Source organism: Paenibacillus brasilensis (genome assembly GCF_009363115.1).
Lineage (GTDB): Bacteria > Bacillota > Bacilli > Paenibacillales > Paenibacillaceae > Paenibacillus > Paenibacillus brasilensis.
The window spans coordinates 2,329,944-2,349,363 of the sequence record NZ_CP045298.1; the positions used below are offsets into that span (position 1 = coordinate 2,329,944).

The 19,420-nt window shown below is 48.8% G+C and carries 18 protein-coding genes; all 18 read left to right on the forward strand.

What is annotated here, in order from left to right; all coding sequences use genetic code 11:
* Positions 1-65 precede the first annotated feature (65 nt).
* Positions 66-350 (forward strand): sporulation protein YabP, encoded by a 285-nt coding sequence (gene yabP / locus GCU48_RS11035; RefSeq protein ID WP_025721301.1) that lies wholly within the window; start codon positions 66-68, stop codon positions 348-350.
* The gene (gene yabQ / locus GCU48_RS11040; RefSeq protein WP_152380030.1) at positions 347-925 is read left to right on the forward strand and encodes a spore cortex biosynthesis protein YabQ; all 579 of its coding nucleotides are present in this window, start codon (positions 347-349) and stop codon (positions 923-925) included. Before yabP ends, yabQ begins: the two co-directional genes overlap by 4 nt.
* Positions 926-929: 4 nt before the next feature.
* On the forward strand, positions 930-1,259 hold the full coding sequence (locus tag GCU48_RS11045) for an FtsB family cell division protein (protein ID WP_152380031.1): 330 nt from the start codon (positions 930-932) through the stop codon (positions 1,257-1,259).
* A gap of 122 nt (positions 1,260-1,381) precedes the next feature.
* Complete coding sequence (locus GCU48_RS11050; RefSeq protein WP_025721295.1) at positions 1,382-1,900, forward strand: S1 domain-containing RNA-binding protein; 519 nt, start codon at positions 1,382-1,384, stop codon at positions 1,898-1,900.
* Positions 1,901-2,406: 506 nt separating this feature from the next.
* Entirely contained in the window at positions 2,407-4,914 is a 2,508-nt protein-coding gene (spoIIE, locus tag GCU48_RS11055) for a stage II sporulation protein E (protein WP_152380032.1), read from the forward strand.
* A 126-nt stretch (positions 4,915-5,040) separates the two neighbouring features.
* Entirely contained in the window at positions 5,041-5,790 is a 750-nt protein-coding gene (locus tag GCU48_RS11060; RefSeq protein ID WP_152380033.1) for a vWA domain-containing protein, read from the forward strand.
* Positions 5,774-6,712, forward strand: a complete 939-nt coding sequence (locus GCU48_RS11065) for a protein kinase domain-containing protein (RefSeq protein WP_152380034.1) — start codon at positions 5,774-5,776, stop codon at positions 6,710-6,712. The genes GCU48_RS11060 and GCU48_RS11065 overlap by 17 nt, the downstream gene beginning before the upstream one ends.
* 66 nt (positions 6,713-6,778) lie before the next feature.
* A complete protein-coding gene (gene tilS, locus GCU48_RS11070) occupies positions 6,779-8,227 on the forward strand; it encodes a tRNA lysidine(34) synthetase TilS (RefSeq protein ID WP_152380035.1) in 1,449 nt (482 codons plus the stop codon).
* 47 nt (positions 8,228-8,274) lie between these two features.
* Positions 8,275-8,814, forward strand: coding sequence for a hypoxanthine phosphoribosyltransferase (hpt, locus tag GCU48_RS11075; protein ID WP_152380036.1), 540 nt, complete (start codon positions 8,275-8,277; stop codon positions 8,812-8,814).
* A 98-nt stretch (positions 8,815-8,912) separates the two neighbouring features.
* Positions 8,913-10,952: an ATP-dependent zinc metalloprotease FtsH gene (ftsH, locus tag GCU48_RS11080; protein WP_025716067.1), complete on the forward strand. Its 2,040-nt coding sequence runs from the start codon at positions 8,913-8,915 to the stop codon at positions 10,950-10,952.
* Positions 10,953-11,226: 274 nt separating this feature from the next.
* Positions 11,227-12,840: an L-aspartate oxidase gene (gene nadB / locus GCU48_RS11085; protein WP_152380037.1), complete on the forward strand. Its 1,614-nt coding sequence runs from the start codon at positions 11,227-11,229 to the stop codon at positions 12,838-12,840.
* Positions 12,830-13,720, forward strand: a complete 891-nt coding sequence (nadC, locus tag GCU48_RS11090) for a carboxylating nicotinate-nucleotide diphosphorylase (protein ID WP_152380038.1) — start codon at positions 12,830-12,832, stop codon at positions 13,718-13,720. The genes nadB and nadC overlap by 11 nt, the downstream gene beginning before the upstream one ends.
* 6 nt (positions 13,721-13,726) lie before the next feature.
* On the forward strand, positions 13,727-14,494 hold the full coding sequence (locus tag GCU48_RS11095; protein ID WP_152380039.1) for a type III pantothenate kinase: 768 nt from the start codon (positions 13,727-13,729) through the stop codon (positions 14,492-14,494).
* A gap of 217 nt (positions 14,495-14,711) precedes the next feature.
* Positions 14,712-15,596 (forward strand): Hsp33 family molecular chaperone HslO, encoded by an 885-nt coding sequence (hslO, locus tag GCU48_RS11100; RefSeq protein ID WP_152380040.1) that lies wholly within the window; start codon positions 14,712-14,714, stop codon positions 15,594-15,596.
* An 11-nt stretch (positions 15,597-15,607) separates the two neighbouring features.
* On the forward strand, positions 15,608-15,814 hold the full coding sequence (locus tag GCU48_RS27850) for a hypothetical protein (RefSeq protein WP_244316189.1): 207 nt from the start codon (positions 15,608-15,610) through the stop codon (positions 15,812-15,814).
* 24 nt (positions 15,815-15,838) lie between these two features.
* A complete protein-coding gene (locus tag GCU48_RS11105) occupies positions 15,839-16,561 on the forward strand; it encodes a peptidylprolyl isomerase (RefSeq protein WP_244316270.1) in 723 nt (240 codons plus the stop codon).
* A 225-nt stretch (positions 16,562-16,786) separates the two neighbouring features.
* Positions 16,787-17,725 carry a cysteine synthase A gene (gene cysK / locus GCU48_RS11110; RefSeq protein WP_025716061.1) on the forward strand — a complete coding sequence of 313 codons (939 nt, stop codon included), beginning with the start codon at positions 16,787-16,789 and terminating at the stop codon, positions 17,723-17,725.
* Positions 17,726-17,852: 127 nt separating this feature from the next.
* Positions 17,853-19,418, forward strand: coding sequence for an anthranilate synthase component I family protein (locus GCU48_RS11115; RefSeq protein WP_152380041.1), 1,566 nt, complete (start codon positions 17,853-17,855; stop codon positions 19,416-19,418).
* Positions 19,419-19,420 lie beyond the last annotated feature (2 nt).

Genomic DNA, 19,420 nt, shown 5'->3' on the forward strand with positions numbered 1-19,420 from the left:
GCAAAAACAGTTCTAAATCATATGGCCTCCTTCATAAGCTAAGAACAGAAGGAGGGGTACATGCCATGATTGAACAAGGGAAGCCCAAGCACCATGATTTGCATATGCAAAGCCGCAAGCAGCTCGATATTTCAGGCGTCAGCAATGTGGAGAGCTTTGACAGTGAAGAGTTCCTGCTTCAGACCGAGCTGGGCCATCTCACCATTCGCGGACAACATTTACATATCAAAAACCTCAGTCTGGAAGAGGGGCTGTTGTCCATTGAAGGTCAGATTAATTCCCTCGTCTACCTGGAGCCCGGGGCCCCAGCCAAAAATGGAAAAAGCCTATTCGGCAAGCTCTTCAAATGAATCCTTATACACAATGGCTGACGTTGACGTGGATGCTGCTGTCGGGCATTGCAATGGGAGTGGTGTTTGACAGCTACCGGGTGCTGTCCATCCGCTTTCATTTTGCCCGTTGGAGCGTTCATATGTTGGACGTGCTGTACTGGGTGGCCTCGGCGCTGTTTATTTTCCGTGTGCTGTACGCGAGCAATCGCGGTGAGCTGCGGTTTTATGTCTTTTTAGGACTACTTTTGGGGGTTTGGCTCTATTTTTGGGCCTTTAGTGTTACAACCCAACGTTTTGTGGTAATGTTATTAGAGATAGTCCGCAGACTGACGTTGATCGTGAACAGCATACTGCGCATCCTGATTGTTCTTCCGGTGTTGGCGCTGTATCGGCTGGTACGCAAGCTGGTCGGATGGACATGGGCACTTATCGTGTTCTTGGGAAGGATGCTGATATACATCTTGATGCCACTTTGGAAGCCGATCCTATGGCTGATCGGTCCGCTCAAAGCGCGCTGGAAGACTCCAGAGTCGCTCGTGAAGCTCGGCATCAGAGTGAAAAACACAGCAAAAAGATGGTTTGGAAGGAGGTAGTATCATGCGTAATTCGTCTGTAGATCGCCAGTCATCTCCTACGTCCAAGTCCAACGCGGGCGGGCGCAGGCGAATCATGATTTGGTTGCTATCGCTTGCCGCCTTTGGTAGTTGGGCCATTTTCACCTTTTTTTCTCAAGAGATGATTATGGCTGATCGAAGTGAACAGCTCACCCAGAAGGAAAAGCAGAAGCAAGCTGCTACACAAACAGAACAACAGCTTCAAACCGAAGTGAATCGTCTCAAAGACCCCGAGTACATTGGGGAGATTGCCAGAAGCAAGTACGGTCTCTACAAACCGGAAGAGACGCCGATCATCGGTGATCAGAAATAGGACCGTTATCGGGCTAATGCTTAGTTGACCTTAGTTCCGCCATTTTGTATAATCAAATCACCACAGCGGGATTTTTTTGCAAAAAATCGGTTGTATATTTTAAGGGAGGATCATTTTATTCTATGGCAATTGAAGTGGGCACCAAGTTAGAGGGCAAAGTGACAGGCATCACGCATTTTGGAGCATTTGTGGATTTGTCTGGAGGTGTCACGGGTCTCGTTCACATCTCGGAAATCGCCGATAACTACGTTAAGGATGTTAACGACCACCTGAAGATTAATGATGTCGTGACGGTGAAAGTCATTAATGTTGACAAAGATGGCAAAATTGGACTTTCCATTAAGCAAACGATTGACAAGCCGGCAAGTGAAGCCCGTCCACCAAGAGCTCCAAGACCGGAGCGTACAGGAGGAACAGGTGGAGGAGACCGTTTCGGCGGTGGAGGTTCAGGTCCAAGTCAGGGACGCGGTGGTGGTGGTTTCAACCGCGATCGTGGAGGCCGTTCTTTCAAGCCTGCACCGGGTAAACCTTCATTTGAGGATAAAATGTCACGCTTCCTGAAAGATAGTGAGGAACGCATTTCGTCGCTGAAAAAGAACACCGAAGGTAAACGCGGAGGACGCGGCGCGAAGCGTGTTTAATTCACTTTGACAACCGTATCAACCATACACGGAAAACCGTACAGTCGAAAGACTGCTACGGTTTTTTTGCGTTTTACCGACAACACATACAGGCAGGCAAGTGCTGGAAGGGATGCAGGCTGCCGTCATCCTGCGAGCATATGATGAGAATCATGATTATTGAAGAATCGAAGAGCAATTGTGCTGGAAAAATGTATGTTTTTTTTGTCGTGAGGACCTAATCGTCCGACAAACTCCAACGGTTTTCCGTCTATCTTCTGTGCAAATCGCTAGTCTGGGTGTAGTGATGGACGACAGGGAGGGGCTACGAAAGTGAAGGATTGGATGGAACTCCCATACCCTTCCATACGGGCGTGGCCTGATTTCCAGGGTGATGCTCTGTCCTTTCGCGCTGAACGTTTTTTTGTCGGAAATTTCTTGGAATAAGACGTGAGGTTCTGACAAACTTTCTCAATCGTTCCGGTTTAAGATGGGAACATCAAATTGATGAATGGGGTGCCTGACGCATGATGGAGAAATGGAACGTGGTACAATTTCCGGGGTTGAAATCTAGAAAGTCCAGATCCAAAGAACGTACGGAAGGTTGGACTTCCAGACTCAAGAAGCGACTGGATTCACATAAAGCGGTGCAATGGGTGATGGCGCAAAGATGGATGCTGCTATTGTCGGCTATGGGGCTTTTACTGGGGCGCGCCATGATTTTGGACGAGCTTTCCCCTTTTGCCCTCGCTTATTTTGCGGTCATCACATTCCTTCGCCGTGATCTGATGCTGCCTATAGCTGTATCGGTATTACTGGGTAGCTTGTTGGCTCCCTATCCATCGTTGTTCATGATTGGAGGTGAGCTGATTGTATTTTATCTCTTGTTTCGCGGGCTACGAGCCTTTGATCGTCTGGAATTATCCTATGCTCCGCTTATGGTTTTCCTATCTGTGTTCATGGTCAATTTATTTAACGCCGTGATGGCTCCGTCCTTCACATGGTATGATCTTGTCATTGTGGGAACGGATGCGGTCCTCAGCTTTATGCTTACACTGGTGTTCACGCAGGCTATTCCACTGTTTACGTATCGAAAAAAGACAAGCCAGCTCAAGAATGAGGAAATTTTGTGTCTCATTATTTTACTGGCCTCTGTGATGACAGGGGCGGTAGGATGGACCCTTCATTCACTGTCTGTCGATCATGTTTTGTCACGATATTTGATCTTGGTGTTTGCTTTGGTTGGAGGGGCTTCACTAGGTGCTTCGGTTGGTGTGATTACCGGCTTAATTCTCAGCCTGGCCAATATGTCCGCGATTGTGCAGATGAGCTTACTTGCATTTGCGGGCTTGCTGGCAGGGATGCTGCGTGAAGGGCGAAAGGGTGCTGTTGCATTAGGGATGTTACTGGGCTCTTCCATTTTAACGATCTATTTGGATGGGACGGGAGATGTACTGACATCGACTTGGGAGAGCTGTGCGGCGATTCTATTATTCTTAATAACTCCAAAAAGCTTCTTTAAAGCGGTTTCTACCTATGTCCCCGGTACGCAGGATCACGCCAAGTCCCAGCATGAATATGCCAAAAGGGTTCGTGACCTCACCGCAGAGCGGGTAACGAAATTTTCCCGCGTATTCAGTCAGCTATCCCGCAGCTTTCATCAGATATCTGCGAGTGAGGGCGCAAAGCCGGACGGAGAAATCGAGCATTTTATGAACGCCGTAGCGGAAGGCACGTGCGCCTCCTGCTTTAAGTGCGAGCAGTGCTGGGACGGCAAGTTTATGCAAACTCATCAGTATATGACGGAAATGATGAGCGCCATTGAGGATAATCCTGATTTGGAGCCGGAGCAGATGCCGCCGCAATGGAGCAAGGCATGCGCCAAAACGGGCGCTGTACTGCAGGTCATGAAGCAGCAGTATAGTCTCTATCAGCATAATATGCAGTGGAAGCGCCAAGTATACGACAGTCGTCAGCTTGTTGCTGACCAGCTATCAGGCGTATCACAAATTATGGAGGATTTGGCGCGGGAAATTCAGCGGGAAGGCCAGACCATGCATCGGCAGGAGGAGCAAATACGGGAGGCGCTTGAGCGGCTGGGTTTGTCCATCCAATCAATTGAGATTATTAACCTGGATGCAGGTCAGGTAGAAATTGAGATTGTCCATGCCTATACAAGGGGATTCGATGAATGTCGGAAAATCATTGCTCCGCTGCTGTCGGACATACTGGACGAGCATATTGCCGTGATGCGCGAAACGGCGGCAGATCGCCGCCAAGGCTTGGCCACCGTCATGTTTGGCTCTGCCAAGACGTATGAGGTGGCTACAGGAGTAGCAAGTGCCGCCAAGGGAGGGGATTTTTTCTCAGGAGACAGCTATAGCATGATGGAGCTAGGGAACGGGACCTTTGCAGTCTCCCTGAGCGATGGGATGGGGAATGGAGAGCGTGCGCAGCAGGAGAGCAGCGCGGCCCTTGATATTTTGGAGGAATTATTGCAATCCGGGATGGATGAGAAATTGGCGATCAAGTCGGTGAACTCTGTCCTGATGCTGCGATCACCCGAGGAAATGTATGCTACCGTCGATATGGCGCTGATTGACCAGTATACGGCCCGAACAACCTTTATGAAAATTGGGTCTACGCCGAGCTTTATTAAAAGGGGGGAGGAGGTCATTCCTGTATCTGCCAGTAATTTGCCAATTGGCATTATACAGGATATTGAGGTGGATTTGGTGTCACTTCAACTACAGCCGGGTGATATTCTCATCATGATTACAGACGGTATATACGATTCGCCGGGTTATGCAGTCAATAAGGAAATATGGATGAAGCGCATGATCCAGGAGATTGAAAGTGATGATCCGCAGGAGCTGGCCGACTGCTTGCTGGAACGGGTTATTCGTTACCAGCAAAATCAAATCTATGATGATATGACGGTTGTTGTTAGTAAAATAGATCATTACCGTCCAGAGTGGGCAACCCTGCATGTACCCGGTATGAGCTGGGCAGAGCGTCCACGGACGGTGAGTTAAGGTAACATTGCCCGGGAAATTCCTTTCTCGCTTTTAAAAATCCGCATTCTTCGTTTGAATCATTCCGGAATAGGCAAAGATAGAATCTATCGGGATAGATTAAGAGGAAGCGGAGGTCAAAAAGCGATGAAGCAAATTTTGATCATTACAGACGGATGTTCCAATGTAGGGGTTAGCCCGGTCATAGCGGCTGCTCAGGCTCTACAGGAAGGCATTACAGTGAATGTCGCTGGAGTTATAGATTATGGAACCATAGGCGAGCTTGGCGGTACGGAGATTCGCGAAATTGCTAAAGCTGGAGGAGGGTTCAGCCAAATCGTAGGCACGAAGCAGTTGGCACAGACCATGCAGATGATGACACGTAAAACGGTCGTTCAAACGATTCAGCAGGCGGTTAATAGAGAGTTAACGCATATTTTGGGTGAGGGTGGCGCCCGGCATATTGGTGAACTGCCTCCGGCCAAACGGGCTCAGGTAGTTGAGGTGATGGACGAACTGACAGAGACAAGCCCTCTGGAAATTGCTTTACTCATTGATGCCAGCGCGAGCATGAGGCCCAAGCTGCATGCTGTAGAGGACAGCATTCGCGATTTGCTGCTCAGTTTGCAGTCCAGGAGCGGACTCAGCCGCATCTCTGTATTCCATTTTCCAGGCGGCCGAATGGGTGAAGATGCGGTTATGGATATCGGCTGGACCTCTGAACTCAACCAGATCAAATCGCTATTCGGACGTCTGCGGATGAAAGGAGCGACGCCGACAGGTCCAGCCATTTTACAAGTGATTGATTATTACCGATATGTTACACTAGAGGAACAGAAAGATATGGAAGAATCCTATGATAAAGGAGAAGGGATGCTCGGTGACTATGTCGTCTGATCCCGTTCTTGCACCCGGAACGGTCATCAAGGGCAAGTGGAAGCGGAGCAGCTATGTCATTCAGCGCCTGCTGGGCCGGGGAGCGAACGGAACTGTATATTTGGTAAAAGAAGCACAGGCCGATCGGCAATTTGCTCTGAAAATGGGAAGAAACACGCTTGATCTGCAATCAGAGATTAATGTGCTGACTACACTGCATTCTCAAGGGACTAAGGCCGTGTTCCAAAAAGATGGGGACCCCTCCTTTTTATTTGAAGTCGACGATGTGGTGTTACGCAGCGGAGAGATCCCCTTTTATGTCATGCGATATATTAAGGGCGATCCGCTTCATCGTTTTGTTGCAGCCAAAGGGGCGGAATGGTATGGTGTGGCTGGAACCGGTATACTCAATCGTCTGGCAGAGCTGCATCAGGCAGGATGGGTGTTTGGCGACCTGAAGCCGCAAAATATTTTGGTCAATGCCTATGGAGAAGCCGAATTAATTGATTATGGCGGAGTATCCCTTGCAGGTCGGAGTGTTAAACAATTTACAGAATGGTATGACAGAGGATTCTGGAATGCTGGCAACCGAAATGCCGATCCCCAGTATGACCTGTTTGCCTTTGCTCTTCTAACGATTCATATATTAGAGGGCGAATCCTTAAAGGCGGCTGCCGGCAGGCTGCCACAGCTGCGCAATACGGCAGAATTGACGGTTATCATTCGTCGCAGCCGTGTATTACGTCCCTACGCCGAATGGCTGCTCGGTGCAGTGCGCGGAGAATATTCCGATACCCGTGCAGCGGCCCGATCCTGGTCGCGTCTGGCTTCAGCGCATGTCAGGCAATCGTCGGCCAAACGAGGGAATCCACGTTGGCTGGGATATGCTTTCACGGTTTCACTTTTGCTGCTGGCTGGGGCGCTCTGGATAGCGTTGCGGTAGCAGCATGACTTACATAAGATAACAGATGATCATCATTTTTACGGTCGGGAGAAGAGAGGGTCGTCAATGGGAACAACCAAACCGACCGGTGTTGTACAGGAAGTACTCGCCCTCGCGCGAGATCATTCACTGTGGAGCCCCGGAGACTGCATTGTGGTTGCTGTATCCGGTGGGCCGGATTCGGTGGCCCTTTTGCACATTTTACATGAAATATCCGTTATACATATGCCTTTGCAGCTCATCTGTGCTCACGTTCATCATGGCTTCAGGCCAGAGGAATCGGATGCGGAGGCTGAAGAGGTAAAGGGCATAGCCCGAAAGCTGAAGCTTCCGTTTGAAATGATTCGGGTGGATGTGCCCGTTTATATGAAGGAAAGCGGGAAAGGTCCACAGGAAGCAGCCCGTGAGCTGCGTTATTCCTTTTTGCATGATATGGCTGCCAAGTGGGGAGCACAGCATATTGCGACGGCCCACCATGGCAATGATCAGGCCGAAACAGTTCTCCTGCACTTGCTGCGCGGCAGCGGTCCAGCGGGTTTGGCGGGTATGCGTCTGGCGCGCACAGAAAAAAATGTGCAACTCATTCGCCCGTTGCTGCGTATGTACAAAGCTGACCTGATTGAGTTCTGCAGGTTTTATGGCCTTTCCTATGTGACGGACAGCACCAATTTAACCTCCAAATACCGTCGTAACGCCATTCGCATGGATGTGCTTCCTTTTTTGGGGCAATATAATGAGCAACTGACATCATCCCTCAACCGGCTGGCCGAAACGATGGCTGAAGAAAATGACTTTGTGGAGGCATCAACGCTGTCGGTATATGAGGAATTGGTACGCTTGGATAACGGGAGGTACATGTTTTCCATTGCTTCCTATCGCAAGCTACCCGTTGCTTTACAACGGAGGTTGATTAAACTAATATTAAATTATCTGCCTTCGGACAGTGAAAATTTAGATTTTCGTAAAATTGAGACCGTTCGACTGAAACTTCTTCAGGAACAACCGTCCACGTGGAGCTTGGACTTGGGTGGCGGTGCGGTTGGAGTCCGCGAATATGACCAAGCGGGTTTGTTTGACCGAACGCGAGGATTTATGAGCGAATGGTGTTATGGACTAGACGTATTGCCTATGTCTGGCGAGCTTGAATTGCCTGAGGCGGGTGGTGTGCTTCGGTGGCGAAGAACCTCCTATTCGGATGGACTCTATCCTGCGAATGAGGAGGAGGCATGGTTTGACGCGGATGAATTGAGTTTGCCGTTGACCATACGCTCACGATTACCTGGAGATGCCATGCATGTCATGGGATTAAACGGAAGAAAAAAGGTTAAGGATATTTTTATTGATGGAAAAATTCCTCCTTCACTTCGTTCCGTTATTCCCATCGTCTGTGACCATTCTGGAGCTATTCTCTGGATTCCGGGCGTGCGGCGTTCTGTACATGCCGCAGTGCAAAAGCACACGTCTTCGGTTATATACATGTCATGGCAAAGACTGGAGAGTCCGGAGCACCGATAATCGCACAGGAACGGCTTTCATAGTATAAACTTAGGAGGTTTACACCGTTGCAGAATGATATTCAGGAAGTATTAATCAGCGAAGAAGAACTCCAGAGTAAAATTAAGGAATTGGGCGCACAGCTCAGCGTAAAATATGAAGGAAAGAATCCATTGGTGATTTGCGTGCTGAAGGGCGCGTTTATCTTTATGGCTGATTTGGTTAAATCCATCACAGTGCCGTTGGAGCTTGATTTCATGGCTGTATCAAGTTATGGAGTGTCCACGAAGTCCTCGGGAGTTGTTAAAATCATTAAAGATTTGGACGCATCCGTTGAAGGACGTGACGTTCTGATTGTCGAAGATATTATCGACAGCGGCCTGACGCTGACGCATATGATTGAACTGCTTAAGAACCGTAATGCCAATTCGGTATGTGTCGTAACCTTGTTTGACAAGCCTGCACGCCGGACTGTTAATCTTCAAGCAGATTATACCGGATTTACGCTTCCGGATGCCTTTGTTGTCGGCTATGGTCTGGATTATGCCGAGCACTACCGGAACCTCCCATACATAGGGATTTTGAAGCCGGAAATCTACACCAGCTAATTCTCAGCCTCCAGTCCTAGGACTAAATAAGGCCCTTTGTTGAGAAGGACTTACAGGCTATGGTAAAATAACTTAAGTGTCTCGAGAGGAGGTAGGGGATGAATCGGTTCATCCGGAATTCTGGTTTTTATTTGATTCTTTTTTTAGTTGTGGTGGGTATCGTTCAATTTGTTAGCAACAGTAACGAAGCCTCCGATCTCCCTAGATATGACCAATTACGGCAAGAGGTTAAAGCTAATAACATCTCTAAAGTAACGGTCCAATTTGACGGTTACGCCTATCTTGTAACCGGTGCATATAAGAAGCAGCCGGCTGATGCTAAATCCATTAATTTTTCCGTGTATGTTCCGCCAACGGATCAAGCACTAAGTGAACTGGTTAATGCCAGCGAAACGAACGGGTTTGAATACGTACAGAAGAAAATGGAAGGCGAAAGCATCTGGTTGACGTTTTTGACTTCTATTATTCCTTTGGTGATCATGTTCCTGCTGTTCTTCTTCCTGTTTAATCAGGCACAGGGCGGCGGCGGTAAAGTTATGAACTTTGGTAAGAGCAAAGCCCGTCTTTATAACGAAGAGAAGAAGAAGGTTACCTTCGAGGACGTGGCAGGGGCTGACGAAGAGAAGCAGGAGCTTGTCGAAGTCGTAGAATTCTTGAAGGACCCGCGTAAGTTCGCTGCTGTGGGCGCTCGTATTCCAAAGGGTGTACTGTTAGTGGGCCCTCCGGGAACAGGTAAGACACTCTTGGCCAGAGCCGTTGCAGGCGAGGCAGGTGTACCGTTTTTCAGCATTTCGGGTTCTGATTTTGTAGAAATGTTCGTCGGTGTCGGTGCCTCCCGTGTTCGCGACTTGTTTGAAAATGCGAAGAAGAACGCACCATGTATCATTTTCATTGATGAGATTGATGCGGTTGGACGTCAACGTGGCGCTGGATTGGGTGGCGGACACGATGAACGTGAGCAAACGCTCAACCAATTGCTCGTAGAGATGGATGGATTCGGCGCAAACGAAGGTATCATTATCGTAGCCGCTACAAACCGTCCAGATATTCTCGACCCGGCATTGCTTCGTCCGGGACGTTTTGACCGTCAAATCACGGTAGACCGTCCAGATGTTAAAGGCCGCGAAGCTGTATTGCATGTACACGCACGCAACAAGCCATTGACGAAGGATGTTAAATTGGATGTAATTGCGAAACGTACAACAGGATTTACAGGCGCTGATCTGGAAAACCTGCTGAACGAAGCTGCTTTGCTGGCAGCTCGTCGTAACCGCAGAGATATTTCCATGCGAGAAGTAGATGAAGCCATCGACCGTGTAATCGTAGGTACAGAAAAACGCAGCCGCGTAATCAGTGACCGCGAGAAACGAATTGTTGCTTACCATGAAGCAGGCCATACGATTATCGGCTACTTCCTGGAAAATGCCGACATGGTTCACAAGGTAACGATTATTCCACGTGGACGTGCAGGCGGGTATGTCATCATGCTTCCGAAGGAAGATCGCATGCTGACAACCAAGCAGGAATTGCTGGATAAAATCACCGGCTTGTTGGGTGGACGCGTATCTGAGGAGCTGTTTATCGGCGAAATCGGTACGGGTGCCTACAGTGACTTCCAGCAAGCGACAAGCATCGCACGCAGTATGATTGTGGAATACGGTATGAGTGAGAAGCTCGGTCCAATGCAGTTCGGTACTTCACAAGGTCAGGTCTTCCTTGGACGGGATATCGGTCATGAGCAGAACTACAGTGATCAGATCGCTTATCAGATTGACCAAGAGATGAATCGCTTCATCACTGACTCTTATGAACGTGCTAAAGAGCTCCTGACCAAGCATTCCAAAGAGGTTCATCTGATCGCTCAAACCCTGCTGAAAGAAGAAACCTTGGAGCTTGAACAAATTAAACGTTTGATCGAGACAGGTTCTTTGGACGGCAGCACGAATGAGGGTGAAGGAACACCGGAAATCGGTGAGCCTGTGATTGATAACATTGGGGACGTTCGTGTACGTATTCAAGGCAAGGATGACGAGCCTAAGAATACAACGGATCAACCGAATGATATCCCTAACCTGCAGAAGCCAGAAGATGATAACAATTCAGGCAACTCCGGTGGCACTCCACCGACAACAACCTGATCGTTGAATGAGTGTATATAAAAGCTCCGGGAAACCAGCAACTTTTGGTTTTCCGGAGCTTTTTAAAATATGGGAAACTATTGCTGATGTGATTTGACAGACCGAGGAACGTTGTGTACATTTATTGTTAAATAAACGGCTATCGTGTTCTTAGTATAAACAAGCCAACAGCCGCTCAAATTGACTTAGACTTATTATCCTTTTGAACATATACCGTGAGCGCATACTGTACAACCTATGGTGTGCGCTATTCTCTGTGAAATCAGGTGAAGGCATGATTCCAAGATATCTAGTTGATTTTGATGTAGCGGAATTGACTAAATTGGAAGCCGACGTGTTAATTATCGGCTCAGGCATTGCAGGCTTATATACGGCGATTAAGGCCGCGGAGGATCGGAACGTGTTGCTGATCACCAAAAAGGCTTTGATGGAGAGCAACACACGTTATGCACAAGGCGGCATCGCAGCTGTCACATCGGACGAGGATACACCTGCTTCTCATATGCAGGATACTCTGATTGCTGGTGCAGGCTTGTGTGAACCGGAGGCAGTCAGGACGCTTGTACATGAAGGTCCAGGTGGTATACAGGAGCTAATACGTTTAGGGACGGCCTTTGACCGGGAGAATGGTGAACTTGCGCTAACACAGGAAGGTGCACACAGTCATCGGCGCATCCTGCATGCGAACGGAGATGCTACCGGATATGAAGTTGTCCGCGCGCTGTCAGAGCAGGTTGCTGCTCATCCCGCTATCGAAGTGTGGGAAGAGTGTATGGTCATCGACCTGCTGACGGAACATGGCGAATGTATTGGGGCTCTTATCCAAAGGGCGGAGAGCGAAAGATTGTATGTAACTGCCAACGCAACGATTTTATGCTCAGGAGGAAGCGGGCAGTTATTCCGTTATACAACCAACCCGGATATTGCAACCGGTGATGGTATCGCTATGGCATATCGTGCGGGAGCGATTGTGCGCGATATGGAGTTCGTACAGTTTCATCCGACGGCGTTGTGCTATCCGGGTGCTCCGAGGTTTCTGATTTCCGAAGCCGTACGAGGAGAAGGTGCGGTGTTGCGCAATAACCATGGAGAACGGTTCATGGAGCAGTATGATTCCCGGCAAGAGCTTGCGCCTAGAGATATCGTAGCCCGTGCTATCGTTCATGAAATGGAACGTACCCAAGCTGCATTTGTATACCTGGATATTACACATGAACCGCCTGAGCGGATTAAGCAACGTTTTCCAACAATTTATCGGACGTGCCTGTCTTATGGCCTGGATATGACCACAGACTGGATTCCGATTGCGCCTGCTGCGCATTATATGATGGGTGGCATTCAGACCAATTTGTATGGGGAAAGCTCTATTGCTCGTTTGTACGCCTGTGGGGAGGTTTCTTCCACAGGGGTTCACGGAGCTAATCGTTTGGCGAGTAATTCGTTATCTGAAGCTATCGTATTCGGCAGCAGAATTATTGAACGGCTGCATTCTTTGCCACCGCTTGCCAATCATACGTTATTAGCTTACAGCGATAACCGTGCAGAGCTCCTGGCTTCATCTGTCGTAGAGGAGCGGCACAAGCTGCAAGAAACAATGGTTCGTTATGCTGGAGTGCGTCGGCATGGGGAAGGACTGCAAGCGGCATTAGATGAGCTGCACGCACAACTGCCCGTTTTTAAGGCTATAGTCACCAGCAGGGAAGAGATCGAATTTGCCAATTTGCTCACTTGTGCTTTGTTAGTCGCAGACGGTGCCTTGCTACGCGAGGAGAGCCGAGGAGCGCATTATCGCGAGGATTTCCCTAAGACAGATGATAGCATATGGCAGAAGCATGTTCAGCAGCGACGCGAGCAAGGCATAACGGAGGAGGGTGTTCATGACATCTAACAGCGAGCATTATGGAGAGTTTAGCGGATATCAGGAAGAGCTGTTGGCACAGATTCGCAGCTGGCTGCGTGAGGATACGGGTTCCGGCGATGTAACCACGCGCTGGACGATTGAGCCGGGTCACCAGTCAAAGGCTGTAATACATGCCAAGGAGCCTGGCATTGTTGCGGGTTTATCTGTGGCTGAACTTGTATTTCAGGTAGTCGATCCTTCCTTGTCATTCACTCCATTGGTGACCGATGGACAGGCGATCAAAAAGGGGAGCATTCTGGCAGAAGTGAATGGGAGTACCCATGCAATTTTGACCGGAGAGCGACTGGCACTCAATTTGCTTCAACGGATGTCCGGCATTGCAACGCGGACTCAATCTTTTGTAGATCAATTGCACGGGCTTGCCACCCGCTTGGTGGACACACGCAAAACAACACCAGGACATCGACTGCTGGAGAAATACGCTGTTCGTGTGGGCGGCGGTTCCAATCATCGCTTTGGCCTGTACGACGCTGTTATGATTAAGGATAATCATATTAAGGGCGCGGGCGGGATTGCACAGGCAGTAAGTCGAGCACGTGCTCATATACCGCACACCATGACCATTGAGGTTGAGACAGAGAACATGAAGCAAGTTCAGGAAGCTCTGGATGCCGGGGCGGATATTATTATGCTGGATAACATGTCCGTTCAGGATATGAAGGAGGCAGTTCGTTTCATTCGTGAACGGGCTCCACATGTCAAAACGGAAGCCTCAGGCAATGTATCGCTGGATACCGTACGTGCGATGGCTGAGAGCGGTGTAGATGTGATTTCTGTAGGCAGGCTGACATATTCCTTTCATAACCTGGATATCAGCCTTGACCTTAACGCGAAGAAAGTTAGGTGACACCCATTGATTCTTGTAGTGGATGTAGGGAATACCAATATTGTTCTGGGGATGTACGAGGGGACCGAACTGCTGCATCATTACCGGATTAGTACCTCCAGACAGGCAACCGCAGATGAATACGGCGTACTTATACATAATCTTTTTAGTATGGGTGGCGTGTTAAAGGATGATATTCAAGGGGTTATTATTTCCTCTGTTGTTCCGCCGTTGGTTCGTGTATTGGAGGACATGTGTGATAAATACATAGGCAGAACACCGTTAATCGTCGGACCGGGAATCAAGACCGGTCTTAACCTGCGTTATGAAAATCCGCGTGAAGTAGGGGCAGACCGGATCGTGAATGCAGTTGCTGCGGTCGAGCAGTTCGGCGGGCCACTGGTTGTGGTGGATTTTGGAACAGCAACGACGTTTGATTGTATTGATGACAAGGGAAACTACTTGGGCGGAGTGATTGTGCCAGGTATTGGAATTTCGACGGAGGCATTGTATCAACGGGCTTCCAAGCTGCCCCGCATCGAGCTGGAGAAGCCCAAGAAGGTTATTGGTCGTAATACGATTCATGCTATGCAAGCCGGGATTATTTTCGGTTACGCGGGCCAAGTGGATGGTATTGTGAAGCGCATAAAGGAAGAAATGCAGGCAGAGCCTACGGTTATTGCTACCGGAGGACTTGCTGAGCTCATCGCATCTGAGACACAGAGCATTCAGAAGGTATTGCCGATGCTGACGCTCGAAGGCTTGCGCATCATTTACCAACGCAACGCTGAATAAAAAAGTGGATATAAGCTGCCGCTGAGGCCAGCCGATGATCTTATCGGTTTGGATTAGCGGCGTTTTTCGTCTATACTGAAATATGTTACGTTTTTGAACGATTCGCGTGATCTGTCAATACAGGTTGTTTATATAGCAGGAAATCATGCTTTAATTAGCGCAAACACGAACATAAATAAGCAGCGCAGCTGCCTTGGAGCATAGGGAGGATATCAATATGGAAAAGAAACAGGATCGGCTTATTCGCGGAACAGCCATGGATGGAAGGGTTAGAGCTTTTGCTGTTCGTACAACACAGTTGGTGGAGGAATTGCGGAGAAGACATGATACTTATCCTACCGCCACCGCTGCTTTGGGACGTACGCTCACAGCGGGTGCCATTATGGGCTCTATGCTAAAAGGCAAAGAGCGACTGACCATCCAAGTTAAAGGTAACGGGCCGATTGGGCAAATCATCGTGGATGCCAATGCGGCAGGTGAGGTGCGAGGCTATGTTGCCGAACCGCATGTGCATTTGCCGAGCAACAGCATGGGCAAGCTGGATGTAGCAGGTGCCGTAGGTACAGAAGGCTTTATTCATATCATCAAGGATTTGGGATTAAAAGAGCCTTATCGCGGTAGTATTCCGATTATTTCCGGTGAATTGGGTGAGGACTTCACCTATTACTTTGCCAAATCGGAGCAGACACCATCGGCGGTGGGCTTAGGCGTGTTGGTGGATACCGATAACTCCGTTATTGTGGCAGGCGGATTCATTATTCAGTTGCTTCCCGGCTTGAATGATGACGAAATTACAGCCATTGAAAATGCGGTCGGCTCACTTCCACCGGTTACAGCTCTGCTCGATCAAGGACTGGAGCTTGATGAAATGCTGCGCTGGATGCTGCCGGACGTTCGGGTTCTCGACGAGACGGATATTCGTTTTCAGTGTGAATGCACACGGGAACGTGTAGAAAAAACATTGGTCAGCTTGGGAGAAAGCGAATTGACACAATTGATTGAGGAAGAAGGACAGGCCGAAGTTGTGTGCCACTTCTGTAATGAGGCTTATCAGTTTAACAAGGACGATTTGCAAAAACTGTTAGATCAGGCCAAAGCCTAACCGGATAGGCGGTGCGAGAGACGACTACACGGGAGAAAGGATTATGGGCAGCTGTCATTATCCTGACCGTTAGCGTCACCGCCTTGGGTGGTCTGATCATGCTTCGGGGGCTGGTAAAGCCGGGTGATATAAGCAAGGATGACGGCGATCATACTGTGGCGGAGATCGGTCAGGAGGGCATATCGGAGGAACAGTGGATTGCAGAACTGAAGAAGTGATACGGAGCCAATACGCTGTTGCAAATGTTGAATCGTAAAGTCGTGCAAGCTGAAACCAAGCGCCTTGGTATTAAGGTCACCCAAGAGGATCTACAGCAGGTGCTGGAGCAGGACAGTCAAGGATATGCTTCATCTCAAGCCTATTTTGAGGAAATGCAGCAGCAGCTTGGTCTAGGTCCGGTTGATTTGCGGAATGAAGCGGAATACCGGATTGGCTTGGAGAAAATAGCCACGCAGGGTATTCAAATTCAGGAAGCGGAGATTGATGAGTATTGGAAGCAGCATCCCGAGCAATTTGCTACGGGCAAGCAGATCAAACTGGCAGCCCTTTATGTGTCTAAAGCCGAGGAAGCAGAGGCGTTACTCGAGCGGGTCAAACAAGGGGAAAGATTTGATGCACTGGTTCAAGAGCTTTCAGGTCAGCCCTTTGGGAAAAATACTAGCGGACAGCTGGGGTGGGTGGATGAGTATGATCCATTTCAACCGGAGACGATCATGAAGGCAGCGAGAGAGCTAAGCTCTGGGGATGTTGCCGGTCCCATCTCTGTTGACGATGGTTATGCCGTGATCTACGTACAGGATATCCGCCTGAAAGCTTCTCCAGACAAGCAACAGATTCGGCAGCAAATCCGTCGATCTCTTGCGCTTGCCCAGGCGGCTCCTTTGGAAGAGATTGAGAAAAGCCTGCGCGATAAGTACGGAGCGCGTATTTTATCTGATAAAGATAGGCCGTCTGCTTCTCTATGAGCATGGCAAGACGTTCTGGAATTGAGGAAGCACGGTGCTAAAGGGCGGATCAGCAGCATCGTGTTTTTATCGCTTGTATTGACATTGGAATTGAAGATTGTTATGATTAGCGTATAAAACCAACTATTTTTATCGGAAATTAAATGAGCAGCATAAAGCAAGAATGATCTACAAATGTGATTTCGTTTTTTTTAATATAACATCACAGTCAGGGAGGAACTTATTATGGCTAAAGTCGTTAATAACATTACCGAACTTATTGGGGAAACTCCCCTTGTTCGCCTGAATCGGATCGTACCGGAAGATAGCGCTGAAATTTATTTGAAGCTGGAATATCAAAACCCCGGCTCCAGTGTAAAAGACCGTATTGCCATTAGTATGGTAGAGGAAGCTGAACGTGAAGGGCTGCTTAAACCAGGTGGTACAATTATTGAAGCGACTAGCGGTAATACAGGAATCGGTTTAGCTATGGTTGCTGCTGCGAAGGGCTATAAGGCAGTAATCGTTATGCCAGAAACGATGAGTATAGAACGCCGTAACCTGCTGCGTGCTTACGGAGCTGATCTTGTGTTGACACCTGGATCGGAAGGTATGAACGGTTCTGTTAAGAAAATGGAAGAGCTGCTGAGTGAAAATCCGGATTATTTTGCTGCAGAGCAGTTCAAAAATAAAGCTAATATCAAAATTCATCGTGAAACGACGGGTCCTGAGATTGTTGAAGCGATTCGCTCCATCGGCGGATCTCTGGATGCTTTTGTAGCAGGCGTGGGTACGGGCGGAACTATCTCTGGCGCCGGAGAAGTGCTCAAGAAGGAATTCCCGGAAATTAAAATTGTCGCTGTAGAGCCGGCTTCTTCTCCATTATTAGCTGGCGGTAAGCCAGGGCCTCACAAAATTCAGGGACTGGGTGCCAACTTTATTCCTGAAATTTTGAACCGTGACATCTATGATGAGATTATTCATGTAGAAAACGATGAAGCTTTTGAGGTAGCGCGTAAAGTAGCCAAAGAAGAAGGTATTTTGTCGGGTATTTCCTCTGGTGCGGCTGTTCACGCGGCTTTGAAGCTGGCTAAGCAATTGGGCAAGGGTAAACGAATTGTTGTCATTATTCCAAGTAATGGCGAACGTTATCTGAGTACACCACTATACAATTTCGAGCTGTAATTACGCCGCATTTGTGTATACTATATGTAAGTAATCCCTCATTTCCCTGTTGTCAGGGGGTGGGGGTTTCTTTTTAAGGAGAGAATACAGACTTTTCGCTAAGGAATGGAAGGGGAAGCGCACACGGATGAAATCGACAGCTAGAGTGACGGCCGCACAGTGGCAGGTTTGGCAGGAGGAGGGTTGGAGTATACTTCCTTATATTGCTGAGTATCAGTTACCCGTGGGAGGTTTACCGTTATCATGGCGCAAGGCTTGGGAGGATTCATCGCCATATGCCTTTTTGCTGGAGAGCGGTAAAGGCGGGAGATACACCTATCTGGGCTTAAATCCGGTTGCCTTATTGGAGGGCAAGGGAGAACATGCAGTTTGGACGGATCTACAAAATGGGGAGCATGGTGATATATATGGTCAACCTTTGACCATTATGAACGACTGGATTGCCCCCTACCGTGCGCCGCGTGTACCTGGCCTGCCTTTTTTCACTGGAGGATTTGCGGGTTATCTGGGCTACGATGTAGCTCGCTCGCTGGAGCGTTTGCCCATTCAGGCTGCAGATGATACAGACATACCTGATTATGTATGGATGCGAGTAAATGAGCTGTGGATTTATGATCACGAAAAATCGTGCATATATTGCGCTGTTCATGCTGCGCTGGCTGAGCCCAAAAACATACTTTCCGAGCTTTATGCGGAAGCTGCCCGGCGGGCAGAACGGATGTTGATTCAGTGGAAGAAAATCATGGATGGCGGAGAGACTGATCCAGCGTATCCTCGGCGCTGTACAAGGCTTGCCGAAGCCGAGTCGTTGACTGTTCATCATGAATCTGAAGGTTGGGAAGCAGCATTCGACCAGACCGATTTTGAGTATGCTGTGAAACGTGTACAGGAATATATCGCACAGGGTGACGTATTTCAGGTGAACCTGTCGATTCGCCAGCAACGTACGCTTGCAGCCCGCCCAGAGGATATATATGAATGGCTGCGTCTGCTGAACCCTTCCCCTTATATGGGGATGCTGCGTATGCCGGATTTACAGATCGTCAGTGGCTCGCCGGAGCTGCTGGTGAAGCTGGAGGATGGACGTGTCAGCGCACGACCTATTGCAGGCACGAGAAGAAGGGGGCTGACACCGGATGAGGATTCCGCTATGGCTGCCGAGCTTCTCTCGAGTGAAAAAGAACGTGCCGAGCACATTATGCTCGTCGATTTGGAACGTAACGATATCGGGCGGATTGCCGAATATGGCTCGGTCCATGTGCCTGAACTGCTGACTGTCGAATATTATTCGCATGTGATGCACCTGGTTTCCCAGGTTGAGGGAAAATTAGCCCCCGGTCGCACGGCCATAGATGTGATTGCCGCTACCTTCCCAGGCGGGACTATTACCGGCGCACCCAAGGTGCGCACGATGGAAATCATTGAAGAATTAGAGCCTGTCCGGCGAGGTCCTTATACAGGTTCTCTTGGATGGATTGACTATAACGGCAATATGGAATTAAATATTATAATAAGAACACTAGCTGTCAAAGGCAGCACTGCCTATTTACAGACAGGTGCGGGTATCGTTATTGATTCAGACCCGTACAGGGAATATCGGGAATGTCGGAACAAGGCCAGAGCTGTTATGAAGGCGGTACAATGTGGTGAAGAAGAAGCTGCTGTGAACAGGAGCGGTATTATAGGAGGGTGAGT

Coding starts and splice junctions, on each gene's coding strand:
- yabP (WP_025721301.1), top strand. CDS start 66: ATGATTGAACAAGGGAAGCCCAAGCACCATGATTTGCATATGCAAAGC.
- yabQ (WP_152380030.1), top strand. CDS start 347: ATGAATCCTTATACACAATGGCTGACGTTGACGTGGATGCTGCTGTCG.
- GCU48_RS11045 (WP_152380031.1), top strand. CDS start 930: ATGCGTAATTCGTCTGTAGATCGCCAGTCATCTCCTACGTCCAAGTCC.
- GCU48_RS11050 (WP_025721295.1), top strand. CDS start 1,382: ATGGCAATTGAAGTGGGCACCAAGTTAGAGGGCAAAGTGACAGGCATC.
- spoIIE (WP_152380032.1), top strand. CDS start 2,407: ATGATGGAGAAATGGAACGTGGTACAATTTCCGGGGTTGAAATCTAGA.
- GCU48_RS11060 (WP_152380033.1), top strand. CDS start 5,041: ATGAAGCAAATTTTGATCATTACAGACGGATGTTCCAATGTAGGGGTT.
- tilS (WP_152380035.1), top strand. CDS start 6,779: ATGGGAACAACCAAACCGACCGGTGTTGTACAGGAAGTACTCGCCCTC.
- ftsH (WP_025716067.1), top strand. CDS start 8,913: ATGAATCGGTTCATCCGGAATTCTGGTTTTTATTTGATTCTTTTTTTA.
- nadB (WP_152380037.1), top strand. CDS start 11,227: ATGATTCCAAGATATCTAGTTGATTTTGATGTAGCGGAATTGACTAAA.
- nadC (WP_152380038.1), top strand. CDS start 12,830: ATGACATCTAACAGCGAGCATTATGGAGAGTTTAGCGGATATCAGGAA.
- hslO (WP_152380040.1), top strand. CDS start 14,712: ATGGAAAAGAAACAGGATCGGCTTATTCGCGGAACAGCCATGGATGGA.
- GCU48_RS11105 (WP_244316270.1), top strand. CDS start 15,839: ATGTTGAATCGTAAAGTCGTGCAAGCTGAAACCAAGCGCCTTGGTATT.
- cysK (WP_025716061.1), top strand. CDS start 16,787: ATGGCTAAAGTCGTTAATAACATTACCGAACTTATTGGGGAAACTCCC.
- GCU48_RS11115 (WP_152380041.1), top strand. CDS start 17,853: ATGAAATCGACAGCTAGAGTGACGGCCGCACAGTGGCAGGTTTGGCAG.